The sequence below is a fragment of the Pseudomonas sp. UBT genome, from assembly GCF_050915955.1.
GTDB classification, from domain to species: domain Bacteria; phylum Pseudomonadota; class Gammaproteobacteria; order Pseudomonadales; family Pseudomonadaceae; genus Aquipseudomonas; species Aquipseudomonas antarctica_A.
In genome coordinates this window covers 181,156-204,880 of sequence record NZ_CP168081.1, presented here as the reverse complement: position 1 = coordinate 204,880, position 23,725 = coordinate 181,156, and the positions used below count along the sequence as shown (strand labels likewise).

26 protein-coding genes, 1 tRNA gene and 1 pseudogene are annotated in these 23,725 nt (G+C 60.5%); 17 read left to right on the top strand and 11 right to left on the bottom strand.

All coding sequences use genetic code 11. The features are described 5' to 3' along the window. Positions 1-3: 3 nt before the first annotated feature. Entirely contained in the window at positions 4-912 is a 909-nt protein-coding gene (locus tag ACDZ94_RS25400) for a LysR family transcriptional regulator (RefSeq protein WP_262664834.1), read from the top strand. On the opposite strand, the gene ACDZ94_RS25395 is transcribed toward ACDZ94_RS25400, so the two are convergent. After that, positions 909-1,814 (bottom strand): AraC family transcriptional regulator, encoded by a 906-nt coding sequence (locus tag ACDZ94_RS25395; protein WP_064452596.1) that lies wholly within the window; start codon positions 1,812-1,814, stop codon positions 909-911. The genes ACDZ94_RS25400 and ACDZ94_RS25395 overlap by 4 nt on opposite strands. Positions 1,815-1,916: 102 nt before the next feature. Here ACDZ94_RS25395 and ACDZ94_RS25390 point away from each other — a divergent pair, with 102 nt between their 5' ends. From ACDZ94_RS25390 to ACDZ94_RS25370, 5 genes are read left to right on the top strand one after another with little or no spacing between them, the layout of a single operon-like run. Further along, positions 1,917-2,477 carry a carboxymuconolactone decarboxylase family protein gene (locus ACDZ94_RS25390; RefSeq protein ID WP_432751811.1) on the top strand — a complete coding sequence of 187 codons (561 nt, stop codon included), beginning with the start codon at positions 1,917-1,919 and terminating at the stop codon, positions 2,475-2,477. Positions 2,478-2,517: 40 nt separating this feature from the next. Beyond that, positions 2,518-3,579 carry an acyl-CoA dehydrogenase family protein gene (locus tag ACDZ94_RS25385; RefSeq protein WP_128591586.1) on the top strand — a complete coding sequence of 354 codons (1,062 nt, stop codon included), beginning with the start codon at positions 2,518-2,520 and terminating at the stop codon, positions 3,577-3,579. Next, positions 3,576-4,379: an ABC transporter ATP-binding protein gene (locus tag ACDZ94_RS25380; RefSeq protein ID WP_262664829.1), complete on the top strand. Its 804-nt coding sequence runs from the start codon at positions 3,576-3,578 to the stop codon at positions 4,377-4,379. The genes ACDZ94_RS25385 and ACDZ94_RS25380 overlap by 4 nt, the downstream gene beginning before the upstream one ends. Then, positions 4,366-5,565: an ABC transporter substrate-binding protein gene (locus tag ACDZ94_RS25375; RefSeq protein WP_064452593.1), complete on the top strand. Its 1,200-nt coding sequence runs from the start codon at positions 4,366-4,368 to the stop codon at positions 5,563-5,565. The genes ACDZ94_RS25380 and ACDZ94_RS25375 overlap by 14 nt, the downstream gene beginning before the upstream one ends. A gap of 17 nt (positions 5,566-5,582) precedes the next feature. Continuing rightward, a complete protein-coding gene (locus tag ACDZ94_RS25370; RefSeq protein ID WP_167353731.1) occupies positions 5,583-6,332 on the top strand; it encodes an ABC transporter permease in 750 nt (249 codons plus the stop codon). Positions 6,333-6,380: 48 nt separating this feature from the next. On the opposite strand, the gene ACDZ94_RS25365 is transcribed toward ACDZ94_RS25370, so the two are convergent. Further along, the gene (locus ACDZ94_RS25365; protein ID WP_167353702.1) at positions 6,381-6,518 is read right to left on the bottom strand and encodes a hypothetical protein; all 138 of its coding nucleotides are present in this window, start codon (positions 6,516-6,518) and stop codon (positions 6,381-6,383) included. A gap of 172 nt (positions 6,519-6,690) precedes the next feature. Here ACDZ94_RS25365 and ACDZ94_RS25360 point away from each other — a divergent pair, with 172 nt between their 5' ends. Beyond that, positions 6,691-6,885 carry a hypothetical protein gene (locus tag ACDZ94_RS25360; RefSeq protein ID WP_053255884.1) on the top strand — a complete coding sequence of 65 codons (195 nt, stop codon included), beginning with the start codon at positions 6,691-6,693 and terminating at the stop codon, positions 6,883-6,885. 27 nt (positions 6,886-6,912) lie between these two features. Here ACDZ94_RS25360 and ACDZ94_RS25355 read toward each other — a convergent pair whose 3' ends face one another. After that, on the bottom strand, positions 6,913-7,305 hold the full coding sequence (locus ACDZ94_RS25355; RefSeq protein WP_221294878.1) for a fe2+ zn2+ uptake regulation protein: 393 nt from the start codon (positions 7,303-7,305) through the stop codon (positions 6,913-6,915). A 237-nt stretch (positions 7,306-7,542) separates the two neighbouring features. On the opposite strand from ACDZ94_RS25355, the gene ACDZ94_RS25350 reads away from it, so the two are divergent. The 5 genes from ACDZ94_RS25350 (at position 7,543) to arr (ending at position 11,506) form a co-directional block, all read left to right on the top strand. Next, on the top strand, positions 7,543-9,822 hold the full coding sequence (locus ACDZ94_RS25350; protein WP_432751810.1) for an acylase: 2,280 nt from the start codon (positions 7,543-7,545) through the stop codon (positions 9,820-9,822). A gap of 212 nt (positions 9,823-10,034) precedes the next feature. Further along, positions 10,035-10,108, top strand: a tRNA-Cys gene (locus tag ACDZ94_RS25345). 134 nt (positions 10,109-10,242) lie between these two features. Beyond that, on the top strand, positions 10,243-10,536 hold the full coding sequence (locus tag ACDZ94_RS25340) for a hypothetical protein (RefSeq protein ID WP_432751809.1): 294 nt from the start codon (positions 10,243-10,245) through the stop codon (positions 10,534-10,536). Positions 10,537-10,683: 147 nt separating this feature from the next. Further along, the gene (locus tag ACDZ94_RS25335) at positions 10,684-11,025 is read left to right on the top strand and encodes a hypothetical protein (RefSeq protein ID WP_432751808.1); all 342 of its coding nucleotides are present in this window, start codon (positions 10,684-10,686) and stop codon (positions 11,023-11,025) included. Between the two features lie 64 nt (positions 11,026-11,089). Further along, entirely contained in the window at positions 11,090-11,506 is a 417-nt protein-coding gene (arr, locus tag ACDZ94_RS25330) for an NAD(+)--rifampin ADP-ribosyltransferase (RefSeq protein ID WP_221294875.1), read from the top strand. 371 nt (positions 11,507-11,877) lie between these two features. On the opposite strand, the gene ACDZ94_RS25325 is transcribed toward arr, so the two are convergent. The 5 genes from ACDZ94_RS25325 to ACDZ94_RS25305 are packed head-to-tail and all read right to left on the bottom strand — an operon-like array spanning position 11,878 to position 16,786. Beyond that, a complete protein-coding gene (locus ACDZ94_RS25325) occupies positions 11,878-12,132 on the bottom strand; it encodes a hypothetical protein (RefSeq protein WP_262664816.1) in 255 nt (84 codons plus the stop codon). Positions 12,133-12,144: 12 nt separating this feature from the next. After that, complete coding sequence (locus tag ACDZ94_RS25320; protein ID WP_432751807.1) at positions 12,145-12,666, bottom strand: GNAT family N-acetyltransferase; 522 nt, start codon at positions 12,664-12,666, stop codon at positions 12,145-12,147. Between the two features lie 31 nt (positions 12,667-12,697). Continuing rightward, complete coding sequence (locus tag ACDZ94_RS25315) at positions 12,698-14,119, bottom strand: efflux transporter outer membrane subunit (RefSeq protein WP_432751806.1); 1,422 nt, start codon at positions 14,117-14,119, stop codon at positions 12,698-12,700. Further along, positions 14,116-15,684, bottom strand: a complete 1,569-nt coding sequence (locus ACDZ94_RS25310) for a DHA2 family efflux MFS transporter permease subunit (protein WP_082895898.1) — start codon at positions 15,682-15,684, stop codon at positions 14,116-14,118. The genes ACDZ94_RS25315 and ACDZ94_RS25310 overlap by 4 nt, the downstream gene beginning before the upstream one ends. Beyond that, positions 15,677-16,786: an HlyD family secretion protein gene (locus ACDZ94_RS25305; RefSeq protein ID WP_432751805.1), complete on the bottom strand. Its 1,110-nt coding sequence runs from the start codon at positions 16,784-16,786 to the stop codon at positions 15,677-15,679. Before ACDZ94_RS25305 ends, ACDZ94_RS25310 begins: the two co-directional genes overlap by 8 nt. 98 nt (positions 16,787-16,884) lie before the next feature. Here ACDZ94_RS25305 and ACDZ94_RS25300 point away from each other — a divergent pair, with 98 nt between their 5' ends. The 3 genes from ACDZ94_RS25300 to ACDZ94_RS25290 all read left to right on the top strand — a co-directional run bounded on the left by ACDZ94_RS25300 (position 16,885) and on the right by ACDZ94_RS25290 (position 19,174). Then, a complete protein-coding gene (locus ACDZ94_RS25300; RefSeq protein WP_432751804.1) occupies positions 16,885-17,604 on the top strand; it encodes a CerR family C-terminal domain-containing protein in 720 nt (239 codons plus the stop codon). 280 nt (positions 17,605-17,884) lie between these two features. Then, positions 17,885-18,349: a hypothetical protein gene (locus ACDZ94_RS25295; RefSeq protein ID WP_262668068.1), complete on the top strand. Its 465-nt coding sequence runs from the start codon at positions 17,885-17,887 to the stop codon at positions 18,347-18,349. A 216-nt stretch (positions 18,350-18,565) separates the two neighbouring features. Then, entirely contained in the window at positions 18,566-19,174 is a 609-nt protein-coding gene (locus tag ACDZ94_RS25290) for a LysE family translocator (protein WP_064452580.1), read from the top strand. Positions 19,175-19,219: 45 nt separating this feature from the next. Here the strand turns inward: ACDZ94_RS25290 and ACDZ94_RS25285 are convergent, their stop codons facing one another. After that, positions 19,220-19,423 carry a hypothetical protein gene (locus ACDZ94_RS25285; RefSeq protein ID WP_167353671.1) on the bottom strand — a complete coding sequence of 68 codons (204 nt, stop codon included), beginning with the start codon at positions 19,421-19,423 and terminating at the stop codon, positions 19,220-19,222. A gap of 167 nt (positions 19,424-19,590) precedes the next feature. Here ACDZ94_RS25285 and ACDZ94_RS25280 point away from each other — a divergent pair, with 167 nt between their 5' ends. Together ACDZ94_RS25280 and ACDZ94_RS25275 are read left to right on the top strand one after the other, a co-directional pair. Further along, complete coding sequence (locus tag ACDZ94_RS25280; protein ID WP_262668022.1) at positions 19,591-20,574, top strand: GlxA family transcriptional regulator; 984 nt, start codon at positions 19,591-19,593, stop codon at positions 20,572-20,574. Between the two features lie 77 nt (positions 20,575-20,651). After that, positions 20,652-20,837: pseudogene (locus tag ACDZ94_RS25275) on the top strand (ADP-ribosylglycohydrolase family protein); the annotation flags it as partial. On the opposite strand, the gene ACDZ94_RS25270 reads toward ACDZ94_RS25275, so the two are convergent. Both ACDZ94_RS25270 and ACDZ94_RS25265 read right to left on the bottom strand, forming a co-directional pair. Then, entirely contained in the window at positions 20,834-22,120 is a 1,287-nt protein-coding gene (locus tag ACDZ94_RS25270) for an NAD(P)/FAD-dependent oxidoreductase (RefSeq protein WP_432751803.1), read from the bottom strand. The pseudogene ACDZ94_RS25275 and the gene ACDZ94_RS25270 sit on opposite strands and share 4 nt — an antisense overlap. Positions 22,121-22,123: 3 nt before the next feature. Further along, positions 22,124-23,695, bottom strand: a complete 1,572-nt coding sequence (locus tag ACDZ94_RS25265) for an aldehyde dehydrogenase (NADP(+)) (RefSeq protein ID WP_221294864.1) — start codon at positions 23,693-23,695, stop codon at positions 22,124-22,126. Positions 23,696-23,725 lie beyond the last annotated feature (30 nt).

Here is a 23,725-nt window from a genome sequence, read left to right as displayed (position 1 = left end):
GCTTTGGACCGATTTAATGCCATGCGCGTGTTTACTCGAATCGTCGAGTTGGGCGGTTTCGCCAAAGCCGCCGACAGCCTGCAATTGCCGCGTGCCTCGGTGACGATCGTGATCAAACAACTGGAGGCGCACCTGGGTGTGCAGTTGTTGCAGCGCACCACACGGCAAGTCAGCCCCACACTGGATGGTGCTGCTTACTACCAGCGCTGCGTCAGCCTCCTGGCGGATCTTGAAGAAACCGAAGCAGTGTTCTCCACCCGTGGCAGCCCGCGCGGTACGTTGCGTATCGACATGCCGTCGGGGATCGGGCGATTTCTGGTGATCCCCGCGCTGCCCGAATTCAGCACGCGTTACCCGCAGATCGAGTTGGAGATCGGCCTGAACGACCGTCCGGTCGACCTGATCCGCGAAGGCGTGGACTGTGTGTTGCGCGGCGGCCTGGCCCTTGACGATTCCCTGGTGGCACGGCCCCTGGCAATGATGGACCAGGTGACCTGTGCCAGCGCCGGCTATCTGCAGCGGTTCGGCGTGCCCGAGTGCCTGGAAGCACTGGCCGGCCATCAAGTCGTCGAATACTTTTCCAGCAGCAGTGGGAAACGCTATGGCCTGGAGTTTCAGGTGGGCGAGGAAATTCGTTTGGTGGACTTGCCCAAGCAGGTCGCCGTCAACAGTGCAGATGGTTATCTGGCGGCGTGCGAAGCGGGTTATGGCCTGGTGCAGACGCCGTTCTATCACGCCAAACTGCAGCTGGAAGCAGGCCGCCTGGTGGAGGTGTTAAGCGCCATCAAACCACCCCGATTGCCACTGACCGCGCTGTACCCGCCGCACCGCCAGCTATCGCCGCGGGTGCGGGTATTGGTCGATTGGCTGGTGGAACTCTGCGCCCGGCCGGGCAATGGTTTGCGCCGCTAGGCTTGGGCCTTGCGATAGGCCCCAGGTTGTTGCCCGGTGACTTTGTGGAACGCCCGGGTGAACGCCGCAACCGACTGGTAACCGACCGCCAGCGCTACCTCCGCCACGGTCTGGTCCTGCTTGAAGAGCTGGCACGCATGGCGCATGCGCATCATCAACAGCACCTGCCCGGGCGACTGGCCACACAGCTCGTTAAACCGTTTGAAAAACGCCGAACGCGACAGCCCGGTACAGGCGGCCATGCTTTCCAGGGTCCAGGCCTCAGCGGGGCGGGCGATAAGCTGTTCCAGCAAGTGGGCAAATGCCGGCTGCCGTCCCAATGCCGCCAGGCCGCCGAGCTCGTTGTTGTCGATCACTTGCTGGCGCAGCACATAGAGAAACAACAAGTGGCAAAGACGCTCGAGCAAGGCCGAGGAGGGCGCGGGCATGCGCTGGCATTCTTGCAGGATCAGTTCGAACAGGTTGCGTGCGGCGGTTAACGATGGGTCGCCGGCCCGCAAGATGATCCAGGCGGGCAGGGTGTCGACGATCATCGCCGACAGGCCGGAATGGAAGTGGAAGAAACCGCAGACCAGGCCCACGCCATCGCTGGCCTCGTTATCCAGCGGCAGCATGGCACGGCGTGGACATTCCTGTGCGCCCTGCGCCGTCGCTTCGCCGGACAGCCGATACTCAAGGTCGCGCAGCAGAAACACCGCGTCGCCATTGTTCAAGTGTTGGGGGGTGGATTCTGCGTCGATATGCAGCCAGCACTGGCCTTGCACAATCAAGTGGAAACTCGCGCTGGCCAGGCCATGAGTGCTCGCATGCCAGTCGCCGCAATAGCGCCCGACATGGAACAGACTGGTGTTGAGTTCGAGGCTGTCTAATAACCAATCGACGAGAGCACTGGACGAATTCATCTAACGCAAAGACTCAAGAGCAAGTAATCGCTACTTTAGCCTATTGAGGGGATTTTTTATAACCAACAGACTGGAGACATGAACCCACCAGGAGACCACTCCATGTCCCGTGTACCGTTGCTGACCCCTGAAACCGCACCTGAAGCGGCCAAGCCGTTCCTCGAAAATGCCCTCAAGGGCTCGGGTTTCATTCCCAATCTGCTCGCCGTGCTGGCCAATGCGCCGGCCGCTCTGGAAACCTACATCACTGTCTCCGGCCTCAACGCCAAATCTGAAATGAGCCTGGCCGACCGCGAAGTCGTGCAGCTGATTGCCGCCACCACCCACGGCTGCGATTTCTGCGTCGCCGGTCACACGGCCGTTGCACGCAACAAGGCCAAGCTGCCGGAAGACGTTATTGATGCCTTGCGCCAGCGGGGTGAATTGCCCAATGCCCGTTATGAGACACTCGCCGCGTTCACCCGTGAAGTGATCGCCACCCGGGGCGACGTCAGCGACGCCGGTTTCGAGGCATTCCGCGCCGCCGGCTATTCCGATGGCCAGGCGCTGGAAGTTATTTTGGGCGTAAGCCTGGCAACGTTGTGCAACTTCGCTAACGTGTTTGCCCGTACCCCGCTGAACCCGGAGTTGGCGCAATACCGTTGGGAAAAACCGGCAAGCTGAATGGGCGATCGCCCACCTGCAGTAACAAGGAGAAACACGAATGCTTGACCCAATCTTGAGCCGTTGGCTCGATGTTCAAGCGCAGGCCCTGGATGTGGGCAGTTGCGATCCACAGGAAGTGCTGCCACGGCTGGCAGAAGCCAATGTATTACGTATCGGCGTGCCGAAAGCACTCGGCGGGCTGGGCGGCGATGTGACCGGTGCGGTGGACGCCATCGCCAATGTCGCCAGCCATTCCCTGGCGGCCGCATTTGTCTGTTGGGGCCAGCGATCCTTTATCGAGTATTTGTTGCAGAGCCCCAATGAGCGGCTGCGCGAGCAGCTGTTGCCGGACTTGCTCAGTGGCAAACTCGCCGGTGCCACGGGGCTGTCGAATGCGATGAAGTTTCTGTCGGGGATCGAGGCGCTGCAAATCAGCGCCGAGCCGACTGACGACGGCTGGACCCTCAACGGTCGGCTGCACTGGGTGACGAACCTGCGCAAGAACGGGTTTGTCGCGGCCGCGGCGATCGAGCATGCCGGTGGCGGCGCGCCGTTTATCCTGGCGATTCCCGATTCAGTGGCGGGCTTGCAGCGTTCCCGCGACCTGGAGCTGATGGGGCTGCAATCGAGCAACACGGCAGCGCTGGGTCTGGAAGGTGTCGAGCTGAGCCGCGACTGGTTGCTGCACGAGGACGCGCGCCAGTTTTTGCCAGCAGTACGCCCGGCGTTTCTGGGCTTGCAATGCGGCATGTCCATCGGCCTGGCCCGCCGCTCGCTGGCGGAAGTGGCCAACCACCTGGGTGCGAGCCGCACGGTGTTGCGTGATGAGTTGGAAGCGTTGCGGGTGACACTGGACCATCTGGTCACCGAGCTGAAAAAGGGTTTACTGGCCGGACGGTTTGCGGCAGAGCCGGTGCCGCTGTTCAAACTGCGTATTGGCCTTGCGGAAACGGCCGCCAGTGCCGTGCAACTTGAACTGCAGGCCAGCGGCGGCAAGGCGTACCTCACTGCACACGGCAGCGGCTTTGCCCGGCGCTGGCGCGAGTCGGCCTTTGTGCCGATCGTCACGCCAAGCCTGGTGCAACTGCGCACAGAGTTGCACCGACAGGCCAATCTATGACCGCAACAGTATTGAGCGCCCAGGGGGTTTGCCTGGGCTATGCCAGCGGGCCGGTGCTGCAAGGGTTCGACTTGCACCTGCGGCCTGGCGAAGTGGTGTCGATCCTTGGGCCCAGTGGCGTCGGCAAATCCAGCCTGTTGCGCGTACTGGCCGGTTTACAGACGCCCCAGGGCGGAACAGTGCAGGTGCTGGGCGAGCCGTTGAACGGGCCGCACCCGAGGGTGGCGGTGGCCTTTCAGGACCCCAGCCTGTTGCCCTGGTTGAATCTGGAAAAGAACGTCGCCTTTGGCCTGGATTTCGCCCGCCAACCGCACGTGAGTCATGAAGAACGTCGCCGCCGCGTCGATCACGCTATCGCGGCGGTCGGGCTGGAACATGCCCGTCAGCAGTTCCCCGCGCAGTTGTCTGGCGGTATGGCCCAGCGCACGGCGTTGGCCCGCTGCCTGGCACGGCAACCGCAAGTGTTGCTGCTGGATGAGCCCTTCGGCGCGCTGGATGAAGTCACCCGCGCCGACATGCAGCACCTGTTGCTCAAGGTCAACCGCGAGCAAGGTTCGGCGGCGGTGCTGATTACCCACGATATTGATGAGGCGCTGCTGCTCTCCGACCGCATCCTGCTACTGGGCAACCGCCCGGCGCGGACCCTGGGCGAATGGCACATCGACCTGCCGCAACCGCGCGAAGAACAGGTTGAGGCCATCGGCGCACTGCGTATCGAGATTCTGAAAACCTTACGGCAGGCGAGCCGCCCTCAACCCAACCCTCTTGAACAATCGGAGTTCTCACATGTGTCTGGATGACCTCACTCACTCTCGCCGTGACTTTCTCAAACTTTCCGCCGTGCTCAGTGCCGCCGGTGCCTTGCCACTGCTGAGCAGCCTGCAAGCCCGCGCCGCCAGCGAGCCGGATGCACCGGTGCGTATCGGCTACTTGCCGATCACCGATGCCACACCGTTGCTGGTCGCGCACAACAACGGCCTGTTCGAAGCCGAGGGCATCAAGGCCGAGCGCCCCGTGCTGTTGCGCAGTTGGGCCCAGGTGATCGAAGCGTTTATTTCCGGGCAGGTCAACGTGATTCACCTGTTGTCGCCAATGACGGTGTGGGCCCGCTACGGCAGCAAAGTCCCGGCAAAAGTGGTGGCCTGGAACCACGTCGGTGGTTCCGGCTTGACCGTTTCGCCAGGCATTACCGAGGTGAAGCAACTGGGCGGCAAGTCAGTGGCGATTCCATTCTGGTACTCGATTCACAACGTGGTGGTGCAGCAGCTGTTCCGCGACAACGGCCTCACACCCGTGGCGCGAGCTGCCGGTACTGAGATTGCGGCCAATGAAGTCAACCTGATCGTACTGCCGCCCTCCGACATGCCCCCGGCCCTGGCGAGCAAGCGTATCGACGGCTATATCGTCGCCGAGCCGTTCAACGCCCTGGCGGAAAACCTCAAGGTCGGGCGCGTGCAACGGTTTACCGGCGACGTCTGGCGCAACCATGCGTGCTGCGTCGTGTTCATGCACGAGCATGACCTGACCAACCGCCCGGAATGGTCGCAGAAGGTGGTGAATGCCATCGTCAAGGCACAGGTGTGGACGCGTGATAACCGAGAGGAGGCGGTGAAGCTGCTGTCCAAGGACGGCCCGAACCGCTACACGCCGCATGCTGAACCGGTATTGAGCAAAGTCCTGGCCCCGACGGCTGCCGACCGCGCGGCTTACCTGGCCGACGGTGCAATCCAGCACGCCAACTGGGACGAGCACCGCATCGACTTCCAACCTTATCCGTTCCCCAGCTACACCGAGGAATTGGTGCGGCGCTTGAAGGACACGTTGATCGAAGGCGACAAGAAGTTTCTTGCCGACCTGGACCCGGCCTTTGTGGCCAAAGACCTGGTCGACGACCGTTTCGTCCGCAACGCGATCGAGTCGGTGGGCGGCATGAAAACCTTCGGCTTGCCGGACGGTTATGAGCGGCACGAGGAGATTGGCGTTTGAACAACGGCAAAACCGTCATATGGCCTGGCTGGTTGCTCGGTATAAGCGGCCTGGCAGGTTTGCTGGTGTTGTGGTGGCTGGGGGTGAAGGTGTTTGGCGCGGCCGACGGCTTGTCGGCACGTTTCTCACTGGCCGCTACCTTAAGCAGCCTGTGGGAATTGCTCGGGCGCGGTGAGCTCTATCTGCACATCGCCGTTAGCCTCAAGCGTATTTTTGTCGGGCTGTTTCTCGCGTTGTTGGTGGGGGTGCCATTGGGCTTGCTGGTGGGCAGCTCGCGCAACCTGGAGGCAGCAACCACGCCGGCCTTTCAGTTTTTGCGAATGATCTCGCCGCTGTCCTGGATGCCGATCGTGGTGATGTTGATGGGCGTGGGTGACCAACCCATTTACTTCCTGCTGGCGTTTGCCGCGGTGTGGCCGATCATGCTCAATACGGCCGCCGGCGTGCGGCAGTTGGACCCGCGGTGGCTGCAGTTGAGTCAAAGCCTGAGTGCGACACGCTGGGAAACCTTGCGTCGGGTGATTATTCCCGGCGTGGTGGGGCATGTGCTGACCGGCGTGCGCCTGGCCATCGGCATTCTGTGGATTGTGCTGGTGCCGTGCGAAATGCTCGGGGTCAGTGCGGGGCTGGGGTATTACATCCTCGACACCCGTGATCGCCTCGCCTATTCGGAGTTGATGGCGATGGTGCTGTTGATCGGGCTATTGGGCTTTGCCCTGGATGCGTTTGCGCGGTGGCTGCACCAGCGGTGGGTGCATGCCGGCTGAACGGCAAGGGTCTCGCTTTGCGCAATGCAAAGCGAGACGCGCAGTGTATCAGCGGCGTTCGTAGCCTTGGCCGCCGTCATAGCGGTGGTCGTGCCAGCCGCCACCGCCGCCGTGGGGGAAAAAGAAGCAGCCGCTCATGCTCAGCATGATCAGCAATGGAATCAGCAGTGTGATTCGACGGAGCATTTTGAAATCCTCTAAAGTACCGACAGGTTCAATCAGGCGTGGAACAAGCCAAAAATTTTCAGCGCCTGTAACATAGGACCCTGCCGACCCCGCGCCATCCCCGTTACTGGGTATGAGCTTGGCATGCTCGGCGATACAAAGTGGATACATTTACCAGCTTCAGGACCCCGTCATGACCCAAAAGCAACGTTTGAAATATTCGATTCTGATTTCTCTGGTGGTACTGGGGACGATGTTTGGCCTGTCCTACCTGCAGAACACCGGCGTCATCAGCGAGAAAACGTTCCAGTACATTGCCATCGCCGTAGCGGTCACTGTGGTAGTGATCAACGGCATCATGCGTCGCAAGGTCAAGCCTAACTTCTGATTCAGGCACACGATTCAGCGTAGAGCGTCATGCGTGCCCGTTGAGTAGTTTGGCGGCCTCTGCATGGAGGCTGTAGCTTTTATCGGCATTGAGGGTGATCACGCCCTCGGTGCACAGGCGCTTGAGTACCTCACGCACGCTCAGAAACGACAACGGGATGCCCAGCTCCAGCAAATGGCTGTGCACGCCACGCACTCCGAGGGTGCGCTGGTTGTCGGCAGCGGTGAGGAGGGCGTCGATGACCTTCAGCCGAATCAGGCTGGTGCGCAAACCGAAACACTTGAGCAAGTGGCGAATGCGCTGGTTGCCTTGTTGTTCGGGCAGTTTGCTCGGCGCTTTGCCGAATGCGTGTGCGCCGCCGCCGAAATTGGCGTCGGCAGCCGGTGAATGTCCGTCCGTGGGCAGGTGCGAGTTGTACATGCAAAAAACTCCTTATCAGAGCCTGATCAGGAAAATGATGGCGCTCTTGATTAATTAGACGAACCAGCCACGGAAATCATGAAGTCCTTCATGTAGAAATTTTGTCGGTATCCTGTTTGTCACAGGTCAAACCCCGTCAATAAACATCCCCTCGTCTAAATTATTCCCGGTTGTCTGCGTTCTTACGTGGGGGGAACAGCCCCGTGTGAGGGTGTTCAATTTGACTGTGGGGTTTGCGTGATTATTTCCAACGGGTTGTCCAGGGCGTGTGTGGCGGGACTGTTGCTGGGGCTGAGCCTTGCCGCATCGGCGCGGGAGCAAGTGACACCGACTTCGGCGGATATTCGCCGTACCACGTTCGGCGTACCGCACATTCGCGCCTCGGATGAGCGCGGCCTGGGGTACGGCATAGGTTACGCGTATGCCCAGGACAACCTGTGCCTGTTGGCCAATGAAGTGGTCACGGTGAACGGTGAGCGCGCGCGGTTTTTCGGCCCCGACCAGTCGACCGTGGAAGCGCGTAACAACCTCGCCAGTGATGTGTTTTTCACCTGGCTGAATACGCCACAAGCCGTTGCCGCTTTCTGGAAGGCGCAACCCCCGCAGATGCAGCAGCGTATTGAAGGTTATGTCGCTGGCTACAACCGCTACCTCAAAGAGCAGGGCGCGCCGGCGCAGTGCCAGGCGGGGTGGGTACGGCCCTTGAATGTTGAAGACCTGGTCAAGCTGACGCGCAGGTTGTTGGTTGAAGGCGGTGTCGGCCAATTCGCCGAAGCCTTGGTCGGTGCGACACCGCCTCAAGCCACCGCCAGCGTGCCTCCCAACACCAGGGCCTTTGAATTGGCCGCCGCGCACCAGCAACGCTTCACCCTGGACCGCGGCAGCAACGCGGTGGCCGTGGGCCGTGATCGTTCGTTCAATGGTCGCGGTATGTTGCTGGCAAACCCACATTTCCCTTGGGTCGGTGGCATGCGCTTTTATGAAATGCACCTGACCATTCCCGGCCAATTGGACGTGATGGGGGCCGCGTTGCCGGGCTTGCCGGTGATCAACATCGGTTTTAACCAGCATGTGGCCTGGACGCACACGGTTGATACGTCCAAGCACTTCACGCTGTATCGACTCACCCTGGATCCCAAGGATTCGACGCGCTATATGCTGGACGGCAAGTCCATTCCCCTGGATCAGGCCTCCGTCAATGTGCAGGTCAAACAAGCCGATGGCAGCGTCAAAGGTGTAACCCATACGGTCTACAGTTCGCAATTCGGCCCGGTGGTGCAGTGGCCCGGCAAACTCGACTGGGACAGCCACTACGCCTTCAGCCTGCGCGACGCCAACCTGGGCAATGACCGCGTGCTGCAACAGTGGGACGCGATGAACCGCGCCGGCAGCCTCAAGGCGCTGCAAACCTCGGTGCACACCCTGCAAGGCATCCCGTGGGTCAACACCCTGGCCGCCGATGACCAGGGCCAGAGCCTGTACATGAACCTGTCGGTGGTGCCCAACGTCAGCGCCGCCAAACTTGCGCAATGCAGCGATCCACGCGCCGGCCTGCAAATGATCATGCTCGATGGCGCCCGCAGCGTCTGTGCCTGGGACATCGACCCGCGCGCGGCGCAACCCGGCATCTTCGCGGCCGACCAACTGCCGCAATTGCAGCGTACCGACTACGTGCAACACTCCAATGACTCGGCGTGGATGGCCAACCCCAAGGCGCCATTGAGCGGTTTCTCCCCGGTGATCAGCCAGGACCGCATCGGCCTCGGCCCCCGCGCGCGATTTGCCGTGCAGCGCTTGCAATCCCTGGAAAAACAACCGATCAGCGTGGCCGACCTGCAAGACATGGTCATGGACAACGAGGTGTACCTCGCGGGCCTGGTGATGCCCGACCTGCTTGAATTTTGCGCCAAGCACCTTGGTACTGACGCGGCTGCGCTGCAACCCCTGTGCACCAGCCTGAACACCTGGGACCGGCACGCCAACCTCGACAGCGGCATCGGCCTGGTGCACTTCATCAACCTGGTCGAACACCTGCAGCAGATCCCAGACGCATGGCGCGTCGCCTTCGACCCTGCACACCCCCTGACCACGCCACGCGGCCTGGCCATCGAGCGCAAACCCGTCGCCAAGGCCCTGCGCGACGCCATGCTGGCCTCCACCGCAGACGCCAGCACACTCGGCCTGACCCGCTGGGGCGACATCCAAATCTCCGGCCAAACCCCCATGCACGGCGGCCCGCAACAACTGGGTATCTACAACGCCATGCAAACCGTGCCACGTGCCGACGGCAAACGTGAAGTGGTCAGCGGCACCAGCTACCTGCAAATCGTCACCTTCGATGACCAAGGCCCCCAAGCCCTGGGCGTGTTGGCATTCTCCGAATCCAGCAATCCCGAGTCGAACCACTCAAAGGACCAGACTCAAGCCTTCTCCGAGAAAAAACTGCGCCCGCTGCCCTTCACCGAAGCCCAGATAAAGGCCGACCCGCAGTACCGCGAGCACGTCATCAAGGAGTAGGGCAGGTACGCAACCCCTTGATGCCAATACGAAATATTTTTGAAATCAAGGGGTTGCAGCCAAAAGCAAATGAGTACATAATGGCGCCCATCGAACGCAACGAAGCATTAAAAACTTCAATGTATTCAATGAGTTAGAGTAGAGGCAGGGTTATATAGCCCACTCAAGTTTTTATGCGGTGAATGTCGGCGGTAATGGCATTGATCGTTTGAGGCCGAGTAGCAAAATGGTTATGCAGCGGATTGCAAATCCGCCTACGCCGGTTCGATTCCGACCTCGGCCTCCACTCTTAGAAACCCCGTAGATTAACGTCTACGGGGTTTTTTATTGGGCGCAGGAAAGTTAGAAGGCAATGGGTTGCCGTCATTTTTCACTGTTCAACGTTACCGGCAGCAGCGAGCAGGGTAGGTATACAACGGTGTGAAAAACCTCGGCTATGGTTGTTGCTCATTAGGCGAGGGTATAGATATGCGCAGCAGATCCAAGCAGCACACAGACATTTCCGACTATAAGGAATTTGACATCGCTGTACGCATTACCGGTCCATCCGACAAGAACACTGACGAAGGTTTCACCGTCACTATCAGTATCAGCAAAAACGGGCACGAGGTCATTCCGACGTTTAGAGAATCCGACATCTTGCACAAAGCCTATGAGGATGCGCTAAGTATTGGAATCACGATTGCGAGACAAGAGATCGATAAGTTGGATTGAGCCTCAACTGAAAAGCGAGGTCAGGCTACTTTTTCAAAGAGAATAGTGGTGTGACCCCGTTTGCTGCTGTGTGTAGTTAAAAAAATAAAATTATGGGGCGAGGTGGTGAGGTGCCATGTACGTTCGTTGCTTTCCTGAGGGATGAAAATGAAAACTTGGCCAGTGCTTTTAGTGATAGCGATGCTTGCAGGGTGTACAGACAGCGGACCTATAAAGGTTGGGCCTGATACTTACACCATCTCGACGAGAGTTCCTTTCGGTGGTCCCGCCTCTGCGAAAGGCCAGGCGCTGAAAGAGGCGAACGTATTCTGTGAGTCCCAGGGACGAGAAATCTTGCTTGACCATATGCAGGCGAGCGAGTGCGCATTGCATGGTGGCTGTGGAGAGGCGGAGATATTTTTCTTTTGCCTGGCCAAAGGTGACCCCCAGTTGAAACGCCAAAAATACAGCCCAGATCCAACGCAGAAGATTGAGATTGATCAGCGCTGATGCCGAAGAAATGGAGTCAGACCACATTCTTGACCACTCCATTCATCCACGGAGCACCAAGCCCATGTCAAACACGGCCAGCATGTTCACCCGCCAGTTCTTTCATGGCACACGGGCAGACCTGGAGCCAGGCGACTTGATTCGCGTCGGCTACCCGTCCAACTTCACGGAAGGTGAGCCGCTGTCCTGGGTATATTTCGCGGGCACGCTGGATGCTGCAATCTGGGGCGCTGAACTGGCGCTTGGCAGCGGGGCAGAGCGGATTTATGTCGTAGAGCCAACGGGGTCAATGATGGATGATCCCAATTTGACGGATAAGAAATTTCCCGGAAATCCCACGCTGTCCTATCGTTCCGCCGAACCACTGCGGGTTGTTGCCGAGGTGACGAAGTGGCAAGGGCATTCGCCCGACCGTTTGCAGCAGATGAAGGACAACCTCGCCCGTTTGAAGGCGGAAGGCGGCGACGTCATCATCGACTGAAAAAATGGAGTCAGACTAAATTTTCAAAGAGAATAGTCGTCGTTAAAGTGAGTGGCAGGGTGTTCTGCTGATCAACAAGGAGTGTGGGAGTGGTCAGTAAAAAAATTGAAGCGTTCCGGGCGTGGTTCACCCCCAAGCGTCGACGGCATGCAGGAGGCGCTTTGCTTATTGCCTCGTTGGTCGGTCCCTTTTTATACCCAAGCGGTTATTGGGTCAGCGTGATGACGCCTGGGATCATATTTTTCTTCAGCGCGTGGCCGTCCGTCGCTCACGATAAGTCTTGAAACGGCGCTAAAACCTCTTCTGCCCGAGCCCCCGCAAGCGCCCTCGCACCGGTAATCGCCGCGCGGGCCTAAGCAACCGGGCATTGTTCACGGGGCCTCTGCCCGGACGATACGGTGCACTTTGACCTCTTCAGCGTACACACCAAGCTTTTCCTGTTGAGCCACCAATAGCGCGCACACTTTCATCAACGCCACGGCTTCATCCGGCGTTCTGCCATTTTGCGCCATGGCCGTCAGCTCAACCACCGACCAGCCGATAACAGCGGTCGCGTCTTCAAGGTCGTAAAACAGTTCCTGCTGAGCTGTTCTGGGCCCATCGAGCCCATGGATCAATTCTTCCATTTGTTTCCCCATTTACGGCTTCAATTCAAGCGCCATCACCACCATTCCGATTTCAGCCAGGTCCGTACTGAACGGGATTTCGCCGATGCGTTGAAACCCGACCGTCTCATAAAAGCGCTGCGCATTTGCATTGGTTTTGAGCACGTCCAGCCAAAGCAAGCGTTCCCCGCGCTGGGCGGCTTTTTCACGAATGAACTGCAACAGTCGTTTTCCGTAACCCATCCCCGCGGCGGATTTCAGGAAGTAGATTTTCTGCAGCTCTGTACCCACTTCACCGGTTAAAGGCGCAGGCGTTGACCAGTTGACCTTGGCAAATCCAACGGCCTTGCCACGTTCGTCTGAAGCAATCAGCCAGACCTGCCTTTCGGGCAATTCGAGTGACCGGCCCAGTGCACTGGCTGAGAAGTCTTGATCGAGGAAACCCTGCATGCCGGCAGGAGACCATAACGTCGAAAAATGTTCGCGGTAGGTCTCGCAACCGACTTCGCGCAGCGTATCAATATCGGCGTTAGTCGCTTCACGAATGTGGATCATGTGCTTCCCTGGTTGATGAGTTTGCAGCCCTTTACAGCGTCCAGCCTAACCCAAGCGCTTTATGCAGGGAGGCGAAATCCTTGAGCAACTCCGCATCCCCTGAAATCCGACTCTCTTGCGCTTGATAGCGTGTACGTTCCGCATCCAGCCAATCGAGCGTGCTCGCCGTGCCGGCACGATAACGCTGGCGTGTCAGGTCGGCTGCACGCACTGCCGACGATTCTACATTGCGCAACAGCACGACATTCTGGCGTTGATGACCATAGCGCGCCAACGCCACATCCGCATCGCGCAGCGCACTCAGCACCACACGCTTGTACTGCGCAAGCGCCTCATCACGTCCGGCCTCTGCGCCGTTGACACTGGCAGCAACACGGCCGAAGTCCAGGGCGTTCCAGGTAATCCGCGGCAGGATCAACCAAGTGCCGTTGTCCTTGCGCGCAAGGTGCCCAGGGTCGCTGGCCGAAAAGGACAGGTCGCCCATCAGGCTGAGTTTTGGAAACCAATCGGCGGTTTTTTCACCGATCTGCGCCGTGCTCGACGCCAGTTTGCGCTCGGCCATGCGGATGTCCGGGCGGGCCTTCAAGAGGGCCGCCGGGTCGGCAACGGGTACGGCGCTGGGGATGGCGGGCAGGGCGTGGGCGGTGGCGAGCTGGCTGTCCACGTCGCCGGGTTCCAGGCCACAGAGCAGGCTGAGTTGGTCGAGGGACTCGACGATGGCGGCTTGCAGTGGCAAACGCTGAGCCTGGGTGTTTTCGGCTTGGGTCAGTACCTGCTCCAGTTGCAGTTGCGAGGCAACGCCCCGGTCGCGGCGTTGCTGGGTGAGGTCCAGGGCCTGGTTTTCGATGTCGATGCTGGCTTCGACCAGCGCAAGACGGGCTTGCTGGTCGCGCAGGTCGGTGTAGGCCTGGACGATTTCGGCGGCGAGTTGCACTTGAGCATCGGCCAGTTGCGCCTCGCTTGCGTCGGCTTCTGCCTGGGCTGCTTCGACGGCACGCCGGGTGCCGCCGAACAGGTCGGCTTCCCAGCTGGCGTCGAAACCGGCGAGGTACAGGCTCAATGGGCCTCGGCCGCCGCCACTGCTGCCACCCAGTGCCGAGGTGTCGGGCGAGCGAAGTTTGAGCATTGCCGCGTCGCCCGTGACCTTGGGCATCGCGTTGGCGTGTGCGCCACTGAGGCTGGCGCGGGACTGTTTTAAACGTGCCTGGGCGGTAGCTATGTCCGGGCTGTTTTGCAGGGCCTTGGCGACCAGTTCATTGAGTTGCGTATCGCCGAGTGTCCGCCACCATTGCGCTACTGCGGGCGTGGCCGAGGCAGAGTTATCGGCATGCGGCAAACGCCCGGCCGCCAGGGTTTTCGATGCCACGCTGGGCGCGCCATGGTAGTCCGGGCCTACGGTGCAGGCGGACAGCAGCGCGACGCTCAGGAGGACGGTAAGGGTGCGAGGAATCATCGTGGTACCGTGCGCTTTTTCAGGATGAAGATCAGGGGCAGGCACGCCAGCATCGCGAGTCCCAGTAGATAAAACGAGTCGTTGTAGGCCATCACCGAGGCCTGTCGCGCAATGTCATTGGCCAGTTGCGCAAAGGCTTGTAACTGTGAGGTGGACGCATCGCCGGTTTGTGCCAGGTAGCTGGCGGCGCTGCTCGTCATATGGTCCTGGGCCAATTGGCTGTTGGCCTGGATGCCTTCGCGCAACATGTCGTCGTGAAAATGGCTGCGCCGGTCCATCAGCACGCCCAGCAATGCCAGCCCGATGGTGCCGCCGAGGTTGCGCGACATGTTGTAGAGCCCGGCGGCATCACCGGCATCGCGGGTCTCCACCGAGCGCATCGATAACTGGCTGAGGGGCATCATCACCAGAATCTGCCCGAAGCCACGCAGCAGTTGGGACCAGACGAAGTCATGGCCGACGCTGTCCGTCGTGAGTGTGGTGTCGACGAAGCAACTGGCCCAATACAGCAACAGGCCGGCACCGACCATCCAGCGCAGGTCGTAGCGGCCGAGCATCCTGGGCAAGACCGGCATCAGCAGAAACGCCGGAATCCCCGACAACAACATGATGGCGCCCGCCTGTTGAGCGTTGTAGCCGGACACAATGCCGAGGAACTGCGGCACCAGGTACGCCGTGCCATAGATCCCGGCACCCACGGCGGTACCGATCAGCAGCACGCTGCCAAAGCTTTTGTTGAGCACCAGTTGCAGGCGCAGGATCGGCGTACTCGACCTGAACTGGCCGACGGCAATCAGGAAGAACCCGGTCACGGTGGCGATGCTCAGCCAGATAATCAGCAGCGAATCAAACCAGTGTTCACGCTGGCCTTCTTCCAGCACCACAGTGAGCGAACTCAGGCCCATGGCCAGGCCGAGAATGCCCAGCCAGTCGGCGCTGATAAAGCGTTGCAGGTTCATCCGTTCGGTTGGCAGGCCGGTGATCAGCAAGGTGATCAGGGCGACGCTGATGGGCAGGTTGAGAAAGAAACACCAGCGCCAGTTGATGTTTTCCGTGAGCCAGCCACCAATCACCGGGCCCAGCAAGGGGCCGAGAATCACGGTCATGCCGAACATCGTCGTGCCGATCGCCAGTTGGTGCGGGGGCAGGCGGGTACGCACGATGGTCTGGGCGGTCGGGATCATTGCACCGCCGGCAAACCCCTGGCCGATGCGCCCGGCGATCATCGCGCCAAGGCTTGAGGACAGGCCGCAGAACATCGAAAACGCCGTGAACATCAAGGCAGTGCCAATCAGGAATCGGCGCAAGCCGAATACGCGGGTCAGCCAGGCGGCGAGGGGAATCATGACGATTTCCGACATCAGGTAGCCGGTGGCGATCCACGTGCCTTCGGTGCCGGTCGCGCCGATCTGGCCCTGGATCTGCGGCAGTGCCGAGTTGGTGATCGATACGTCCAGCGTCGCCAGCAAGGCGCCCAGCGCCCCGGCGGCGACGGCGATCCAGTCGGTCAGCGAGGCGTTGCGCGGCTTTTCTGCGACCGCATCGGCCATCAGCGCCTCAGCCATGATTGGCATCTGCGGCGTGGGTGCGGGTGTCGACTTCAACGGTCGCCGACAGGCCTGGCATCAATGCCGCACGCAGGTCATCCGGTATATCCAGGGCAATGCGCACCGGTACACGCTGCACGATTTTGGTGAAGTTACCGGTGGCATTCGACGGCGGCAGCAAAGCGAACTGCGCGCCGGTGCCGGGAGACAGGCTGTCGATATGCCCCTGCAGATTGCGCCCCGGCAATGCATCCACATGCATCGTGACGGACTGCCCGGGATGCATTTCGCCGATCTGGGTTTCCTTGTAATTGGCCGTGAGGTAAATCGCGCTGATCGGCACCACCGTCAACAGGCGGGTGCCCGGTTGCACGTACTGGCCGACACGCACGCCCCGATCGGCCACACGCCCATCCAGCGGGCTGCGAATCACCGCATCATCGACATCCAGTTGGCTCTGCGCCTCACTGGCCTTGGCCACGCCGAGTTGCGCCTGTGCCTGTTTGAGTTGGGCCTCAAGCGTGCCGTAGCGGGTCTGGCTGGAACGCAAAGCCGTTTGTTTGGCCGCCACGGTGCTGCGCGCTTGAGCTAATTGGTTGTTGAGTTGCGCCAGGCGCTCTTGCGGCTCGGCGCCCGAGCGGGCCAACGGCGCGTAGCGCGCAACTTCGGTTTGAGCATGTTGCGCATCGGCTTGTGCGCCTTGCAATTGGGCGCGGGCCTCGGCGATGGTCGAGTCCTGTTGCACCAGATCGGCCTGGGCTTTGGCGTAGTCGGCATTGCGTGCGGCAATCGTGGCTGACGCTTCATCGCTGACCGCCTGGTACTTGCGCGCATCCAGGCGCACCAGCACGTCGCCGCGCTTCACGTTCTGGTTGTCGCTGACCAGCACGTCGGCCACATAGCCGTTGATCTTGGGTGCCACGCTGATGCTGTCGGCTTGCAGGTAGGCGTCATCAGTGGTCTCGATGAAGCGCCCGGTGAGCCACCACCAGGCGGCCCAGCCCAGGCCGATCAACAGCGCGACGGTGGCAATGCCCAGGAGTATGCGTCGCGCCTTGCTGCGCTGGCCATTGACGGTGTCTTCAGGAATGACCTGAGGGGAGGGAGGTGCAGCGGACATCGGGTCACTCCAGTTTTATAACGGATGGAATAAATTCTATTTTTCGCGAATTTTTGTCAACTGGTATATTTTGGTCCGGTATTCGAAAGGAGCTGCACATGGCACGACATAAACCAGCCGCCGAAGGTGGCTACCAGCGTGGCGAAGAAACCCGCGCGCGCATTGTCGAAGCGGCGGTTGCGGTGTTTGGTGAACGCGGTTACGACCGCGCGTCCACCCGCGACATCGCCACGGCGGCCGGGGTCAATGCACCGGCGATCCAGTATTACTTTGACGGCAAGGAAGGCGTTTACCTGGAGTGTGTCGAGCACTTGATCACGCTGTTGTGGCGCAAGATGGCGCCAAGCGTGGAAGCCGCCGAAGGCGCGCTGGCCGATGCAGAGGCGGACGATAAAACCTTGATCGACGTGTCGTTAGGCATTTTGGGCACTGTGGTTTCGACCATTCAGGACAGCCCACAGACCACCGCCTGGCGCGCGTTTCTGGATCGCCATCAGGCAGGCTTGTGCCCACAAAGTGCGACCACCGCTTTTGAAGACCGTTTCAAGGCGCGCATTGGTCGGGTAATCCGCCAACTGATCGCGCGCCTGGCCGGCTTTGCAGTGGAGGACGAACGCACAGTGATTCATTCCATGGCGCTGTTCACCCAAGGGCTGGCGTTTCGGGTGCAGAAACCCAAGTTGCTGGAAGCGCTGAACTGGGCCGAGGTCAATCAGAAGGAAATGGAACTGGTGCGCGACGTGGTGCTGACACAGGCACGGTTTACCCTCGAAGGGCTGGTCAGGCAGCGCGATGTGCGAGGCGATGCCGCTGATTGATCAAGCACTGCAAGCCCCCGGCGGTATCGTCAGACGACCGGTAACGCTTACGCACTTTGCCGAGCAAAGCGGACCCTGTGCCGCCCAGGTTTGCGTCCTTGCGCAAGGCCTGGATGACGCAAGAATTGTCGTGGTTAAACCACCGAATACGCGGCGAAAACCGGCCTGCCGTTGTGAAATGTTGTGAAGCGTGAAGAATGGCCCTTTGCCCATGCTAACGTCCGCGTCGGGGTATCGTCAGCACGACGATTTCATTCGTTCCATTGAGGGAGCAGCGCCGATGTCTACTACCGTAACGCCCACGGCCGGCGGGCCGAACACTCCAAAGTCCTCACCGTCTACGTTCGATGACAAGTTGAACATTGCCAAGTCCAGCAAGGTCATTGCCGACTATATGCGCCAGACGGGCAAGTCAGCGATTACCAAGCAAGAGCTGACGCAGTTGGCCAACAATGCCTCCGGCAAGGTGCCCACGGAGGTATCCGACGCTGCCAAGTACATGGAGCGCCATCCGGATGTGTTCACCGCCATCGAAACCCACGATGTGGCCGGTGCTGATAACCTTTCGGGGGTGTGGAACTTCGATTGGGCCGCCAATGGCGGGTTGAACGGCACATCGACCGACGCCATTGCCAAAATGCAGGACACGTTCGATTTCGCCATCGCCAAGTCCGCGCAAATTACCGAGATTTCCACGGGTAAAAAAGCCGAACTGGACTCGACCAAGCAACGGCCACAAAACTGAGCCACGTGTGTTGTCAGCCAAGATAAACGGCTCCCGGTGCAGTCGTCGGGAACCGTTTCCAGTCGAGGTGAAGCCTCGTTATCCGTGGTAAACCTGATGGACTATTTTTGACTAGGGCCAAAGTGTATTCCTCGATCCACCCCTAGCTGTACGGGGCGGTTGTGACCGCAACCGACTACTGTCGCAGGCATACCATCACCGCTTGGATGCCGCGCCATGTTCATGTCTACCAGCCTGCTGTCAGCCTTTGTGCTGTTTGCCTTCGTGTCTTCAATTACCCCAGGGCCCAACAACACGATGTTGCTCGCGTCAGGGGTGAATTTCGGGTTCCGCCGGTCGATTCCCCATGCGTTGGGGATCAGTATTGGTTTCATGCTGTTGGTGATATCGGTAGGCCTGGGCCTGGGTGAAGTGTTCAAGCTCTTCCCTTGGGCCTACACCGTGTTGCGCTATGTGGGCGCGACGTACTTGCTGTACCTGGCGTGGAAGATTGCGACGTCCGGGGGCATGTCCGACAGCAGTGGTGAGCACGGCAAGCCCATGACCTTTTTAGGCGCAGCCGCATTTCAATGGGTCAACCCCAAGGCATGGATCATGGCGCTGGGCGCGATCACCACCTATACGCCGGCTGAGGGTTACGTGACCAACGTGCTGGTGATTGCCCTGGTGTTTGCAGTGGTCAACTTGCCCAGCGTGTGCGTATGGGCAGGCTTCGGCACCGGCCTGCGTAATGTCTTGCGCGAGCCACGCTGGATAAGAGTGTTCAATTGGTCGATGGCCGGGTTGTTGGTGTTGTCGTTGTACCCGATGCTCTTTGTCAGTTGATCGGGTGCGTAGATGACCCCGCAAGCGGCCCGGCCGGTTTCGGGGTCACACCGGCGAGATGGTCGCCAGCAAGCCAATGCCGATGGTCAACACCAAAAAGCCGAACAGAAAAATTGCCATCTTGGTCATAAGGCCTCCGAAGGGAAGGGGAGCGACGGGAATGTCGGGATGGCGCCCATTGTCCGCTTCGGCGTCATTTCGATACAGGCGCAGATAGCAAAGAAAAAACCGTATCAGATGGTCCGACAACTGCGAGGTTGCGGGGCCGAAAGGCCGGCGGTTTTCTAAAGATCAGGCATTACCCTTCGCGGCAATGCACTGGGACAGCTCCCGCATTTGCCCCTAAGATAGCGCCCACTGCATCAACAATAAGAGTGGGCCAACCCTCGATGGAAAGACGCCAGTTCAGCGGTGGCATGCAAGGCAAGAACCTGCGCTACCTGAATGAAAACGCCCAGCCGCCGTCGCAGGTCACGCGCGTCGGTTTTTTGCTGCTCGAACACTTCTCCCTGCCCGCATTCACCCAGACCCTCGATACGCTCATCACCGCCAACCTGCTTCGCCCCGAGCTGTTTGCCACCCGTACGTTTGGTTGCGGCGATGGCGAAGTCATCAGCGACCTGGGCCTGGTGATCCGCCCCGATGCACGCCTGGCGCTGTCGGTGCTGCCGGACCTGGACTTATTGGTCGTCTGCGGCGGCTTTCGCACCGAACTCAAAGCGGGCGACGATTTTATCCATCTATTGCGCAGCGCCGCCGAACAAGGTGTCAGCCTCGCCGGTTTGTGGAACGGCTCCTGGTTCCTGGGCCGCGCCGGGCTGCTGCAGGGCTACCGTTGTGCTATCCACCCGGAGCATCGCCCGGCGCTGGCGGAAGTGTCCAAGGCCGCCCAGGTCACCAGCGAACCCTACGTGATCGACCGCGACCGACTGACCGCGTCCAGCCCCTCGGGCGCTTTCCACATGGCGCTGGATTGGATCAAAGGTTTGCACGGCAAGGCGTTGGTCGAAGGCATCGAAGACATCCTCGCCTTCGAAGAATCGCGCTACCGACGCATCAAACCGACGGAAAATGTCTGCGTTAGCGCGCCGCTGCGTGAAGTGGTCAAACTGATGGACGCCAACCTCGAAGAACCCCTGGAGCTGGACCAACTGGCCGTTTACGCCGGCCGCTCGCGCCGCCAGCTTGAGCGACTGTTCAAAGAGCAACTGGGCACCACACCACAACGCTATTACATGGAACTGCGTGTAACCGAAGCGCGGCGCTTGTTGCAGCACACAGAACTGTCGCAAGTGGATGTGCTGGTGGCGTGCGGGTTTGTCTCGCCGAGTCATTTCAGCAAGTGCTATAGCGCGTATTTCGGGTATCGCCCTTCCAAGGAGAAGCGGTTGGTCAAGTAGCATGAGCACGCTTGGCTTTTTATTTGGACGGATGTTTATCAAGGATTGCTGATGTCTATAACGTTTTCAGATCGCTTGCCGTGCTCGCCGCCGCGAATCTGGGGGATGATGCGGATACCACGGCGGCCATCGTCGGCCAGTTGGCGGGCGCTTACTATGGCGTTCAAGGTATCCCGGCAGGCTGGCTGGAAACGCTGTGGATGCGCGATGAAATCCAAGCGACGGCCGATGCTTTATTGGCCGCATCCCCAGCCGGTCACTAAAAAACTTCACGCAGCGGGTTTGCCTGGAAGCGGTCCAACCGAAAGCACTCAAGCGCCGGCAGGCCCGATAGCGACGGCGTTGAGGCTGCCAGCTGCACCACGATTTCCGCGGTCACCGCGGCCTGCGTCAAGCCCAAATGCTGGTGCCCGAACGCAAGCAACACCTTGCCATTGCACACCCGATCAATGATCGGCAGCGAGTCAGGCAGCGACGGTCGAAACCCCATCCACGGTGTGGCGCCTTGTACGTTGAGGTCGTGGCGAAACAAGCCCTTGCTCAGCCGGTGCAACTGCCACGCGCGTTGCATATTTGCCGGGCGATCGAGCCCGGCGAATTCGACGGTGCCTGCCAGGCGTAAGCCTGTGGCCATGGGCGTCATGATGAACTTGCGTTCGAACGAGGTGACGGCAAAGGGCAGGCGGTGTTGCTCAAACGGCAGCATCAGGTGATAGCCGCGCTCGGTGTCCAGCGGGACTTTTTTGCCGGTCAGTGCAGCGGTGAGTTTGGCCGAGTGTGCGCCGCAGGCGATCAGTACCTGGCGCGCAGTCAGCGTGCCTTGTTCGGTCAGCAGCGACACACCCTCTGACTCCAGCCGCCCATCCAGGACGTGCTGCTTGATAAATTGCACACCGTTGGCCCGGGCGGCATTCACCAGTTCGCACACCACCGTGTAAGGGTCAAGAAAGTGCCCGGTACCAGGGAAGAACAATCCGCCTTGTATCTCATCGCTCAACTGTGGCGCCGCGTTGCGCACCGCTGTACCCGACCAGTCATCCACCGGCACATTTTGTTGCTGCATGCGCTGGCGCAGCGCATCGATCGCGGCACGTGACGCTGCGCGCTCAAACACCAATAACGAGCCGTCTTCGCGCAACAGGTGTGCCCGGTCGATGCTGTGCAGCAAGCGTTGCCACGCGCCCAGGCTGGCCTCATTCAGTGCGCGAATGCCTGCGACCGTGCGCCGATAGTTCGCCGGACGCAGGTTCAGCAGCAGGCGCACAAACCAGGGCAGGGCGCGGGGCAGGTATTTCCAGTCCAGGCGCAATGGGCCCATAGGGTCCATCAGCATGGCGGGCAGGCGTTTGAGGATTGACACGTCGGCAATCGGAAAAACCTGCTCGGTCGCCAGGTGCCCGGCGTTGCCGTAGGAGGCGCCCATGCCGGGGTCCTGTGGGTCGATGACGACCACCCGCCGACCTTGACGCGCCAATTGCAGGGCGCAAGCGACGCCAATGATGCCGGCGCCGATGACCGCGATATCTGCTGAGTTGGAGTCAGGCATGGCCTAAGCCTCTCTCTGGCCATTGAGCAACCGCCGCAACAGCAGCGGGTTGCCGTGTTGCAGGGCGCTCGGCAGCAAACTGTCCGGGACATCCTGGTAGCACACCGGGCGCAGGAATCGCAGGATCGCCGCCGTGCCAACCGAAGTGCTGCGTGAATCGGACGTCGCGGGGAAGGGTCCGCCATGAACCATGGCGTCGCAGACTTCCACGCCCGTCGGCCAGCCGTTGACCAGCAGGCGACCGGCCTTGCGCTCCAGAACAGGGAGCAAAGCTTTGGCCCGTGCAAGGTCATCTTCATCCAGATGCAACGTGGCGGTCAGTTGGCCTTCCAGGTGCTCGGAAACCTGATGTACTTCCTCATCGTTGGCGCACACCACCACCAGGGAGGTCGCGCCGAACACTTCCGCTTGCAGCTGTTCCTGGGTTAAAAACGCGTCGGCCCGGGTGATGAACACCTGTGCCTGGCCTTGGTTGGGACCTTCGGCCGCCAAGCCTTTTGCGGCGATCTGTGCGTGTTCTGCCAGTGCGCTCACGCCGGCGGAGTAGGCACTGAAAATGCCGGGCGTCAGCATGGTCTGCGCCGCACAGCCTGGGAGCCGTTCGCTCACGGTGGTCACGAAGCGCTCCAGTGCCGCGCCGGCGATCGCTATCACCAGACCAGGATTCGTACAGAACTGCCCGGCGCCTTGGGTCAACGACGCCACAAAACCCTCAGCCAGGCTTTGCGCGCGCGCCTCCAGGGCGGCAGGAAACAGGTACACCGGGTTGATCGAGCTCATTTCCGCATACACCGGAATCGGCTCCGGCCGGGCCTGTGCGGCCTGGGTCAGCGCGATACCGCCGCTGCGCGAACCGGTAAAGCCGACGGCCTTGATACGCGGGTCGGTGACCAACGCAATGCCCACTTCGCGGCCTGAACCGTACAGCAGCGAAAACACACCTTCCGGCAAACCACAGTCTATGACCGCCTTGGCCACTGCGCGCCCGACCAGCTCACTGGTGCCGGGATGAGCCCCGTGGGCCTTGACGATCACCGGGCAACCGGCCGCGAATGCGGAGGCGGTATCACCGCCCGCTACCGAGAACGCCAGCGGGAAATTACTCGCGCCAAACACGGCCACGGGCCCCAGCGGGATATGCCGTTGACGAAGGTCGGCACGTGGCAGTGGCTGCCGTTCAGGCTGCGCCGTGTCCACGCGCACATCCAGCCATTCGCCGGCGCGCACCGCACGGGCAAAGGTTCGCAACTGCCCGCACGTACGGCCGCGTTCGCCCTGAATGCGTGGGCGTGGCAGGCCGGTTTCGGCCACGGCGCGTTCGATCAACGCATCGCCGAGGGCTTCAATATTGTCCGCAATGGCGTCAAGAAACGCGGCGCGATCCGCCAGTGAGGTTTCTCGGTAAGTGTCGAAAGCTGCCCACGCCAGCGCGCACGCGTGCTCAACGTGCTCGCCATGGCCGCCGGCGTAGGCAGGTTCCATTGGCGTGCCGGTCGCAGGGTTGATGGCCCGGATCGCTTCGCGATTGCCGGAAATTGCGCGCTGACCGATCAGCATCTTGCCCGTCAGAGTCATGGGGTCGTCCTGGTAAAAAAGGGTTGGCCG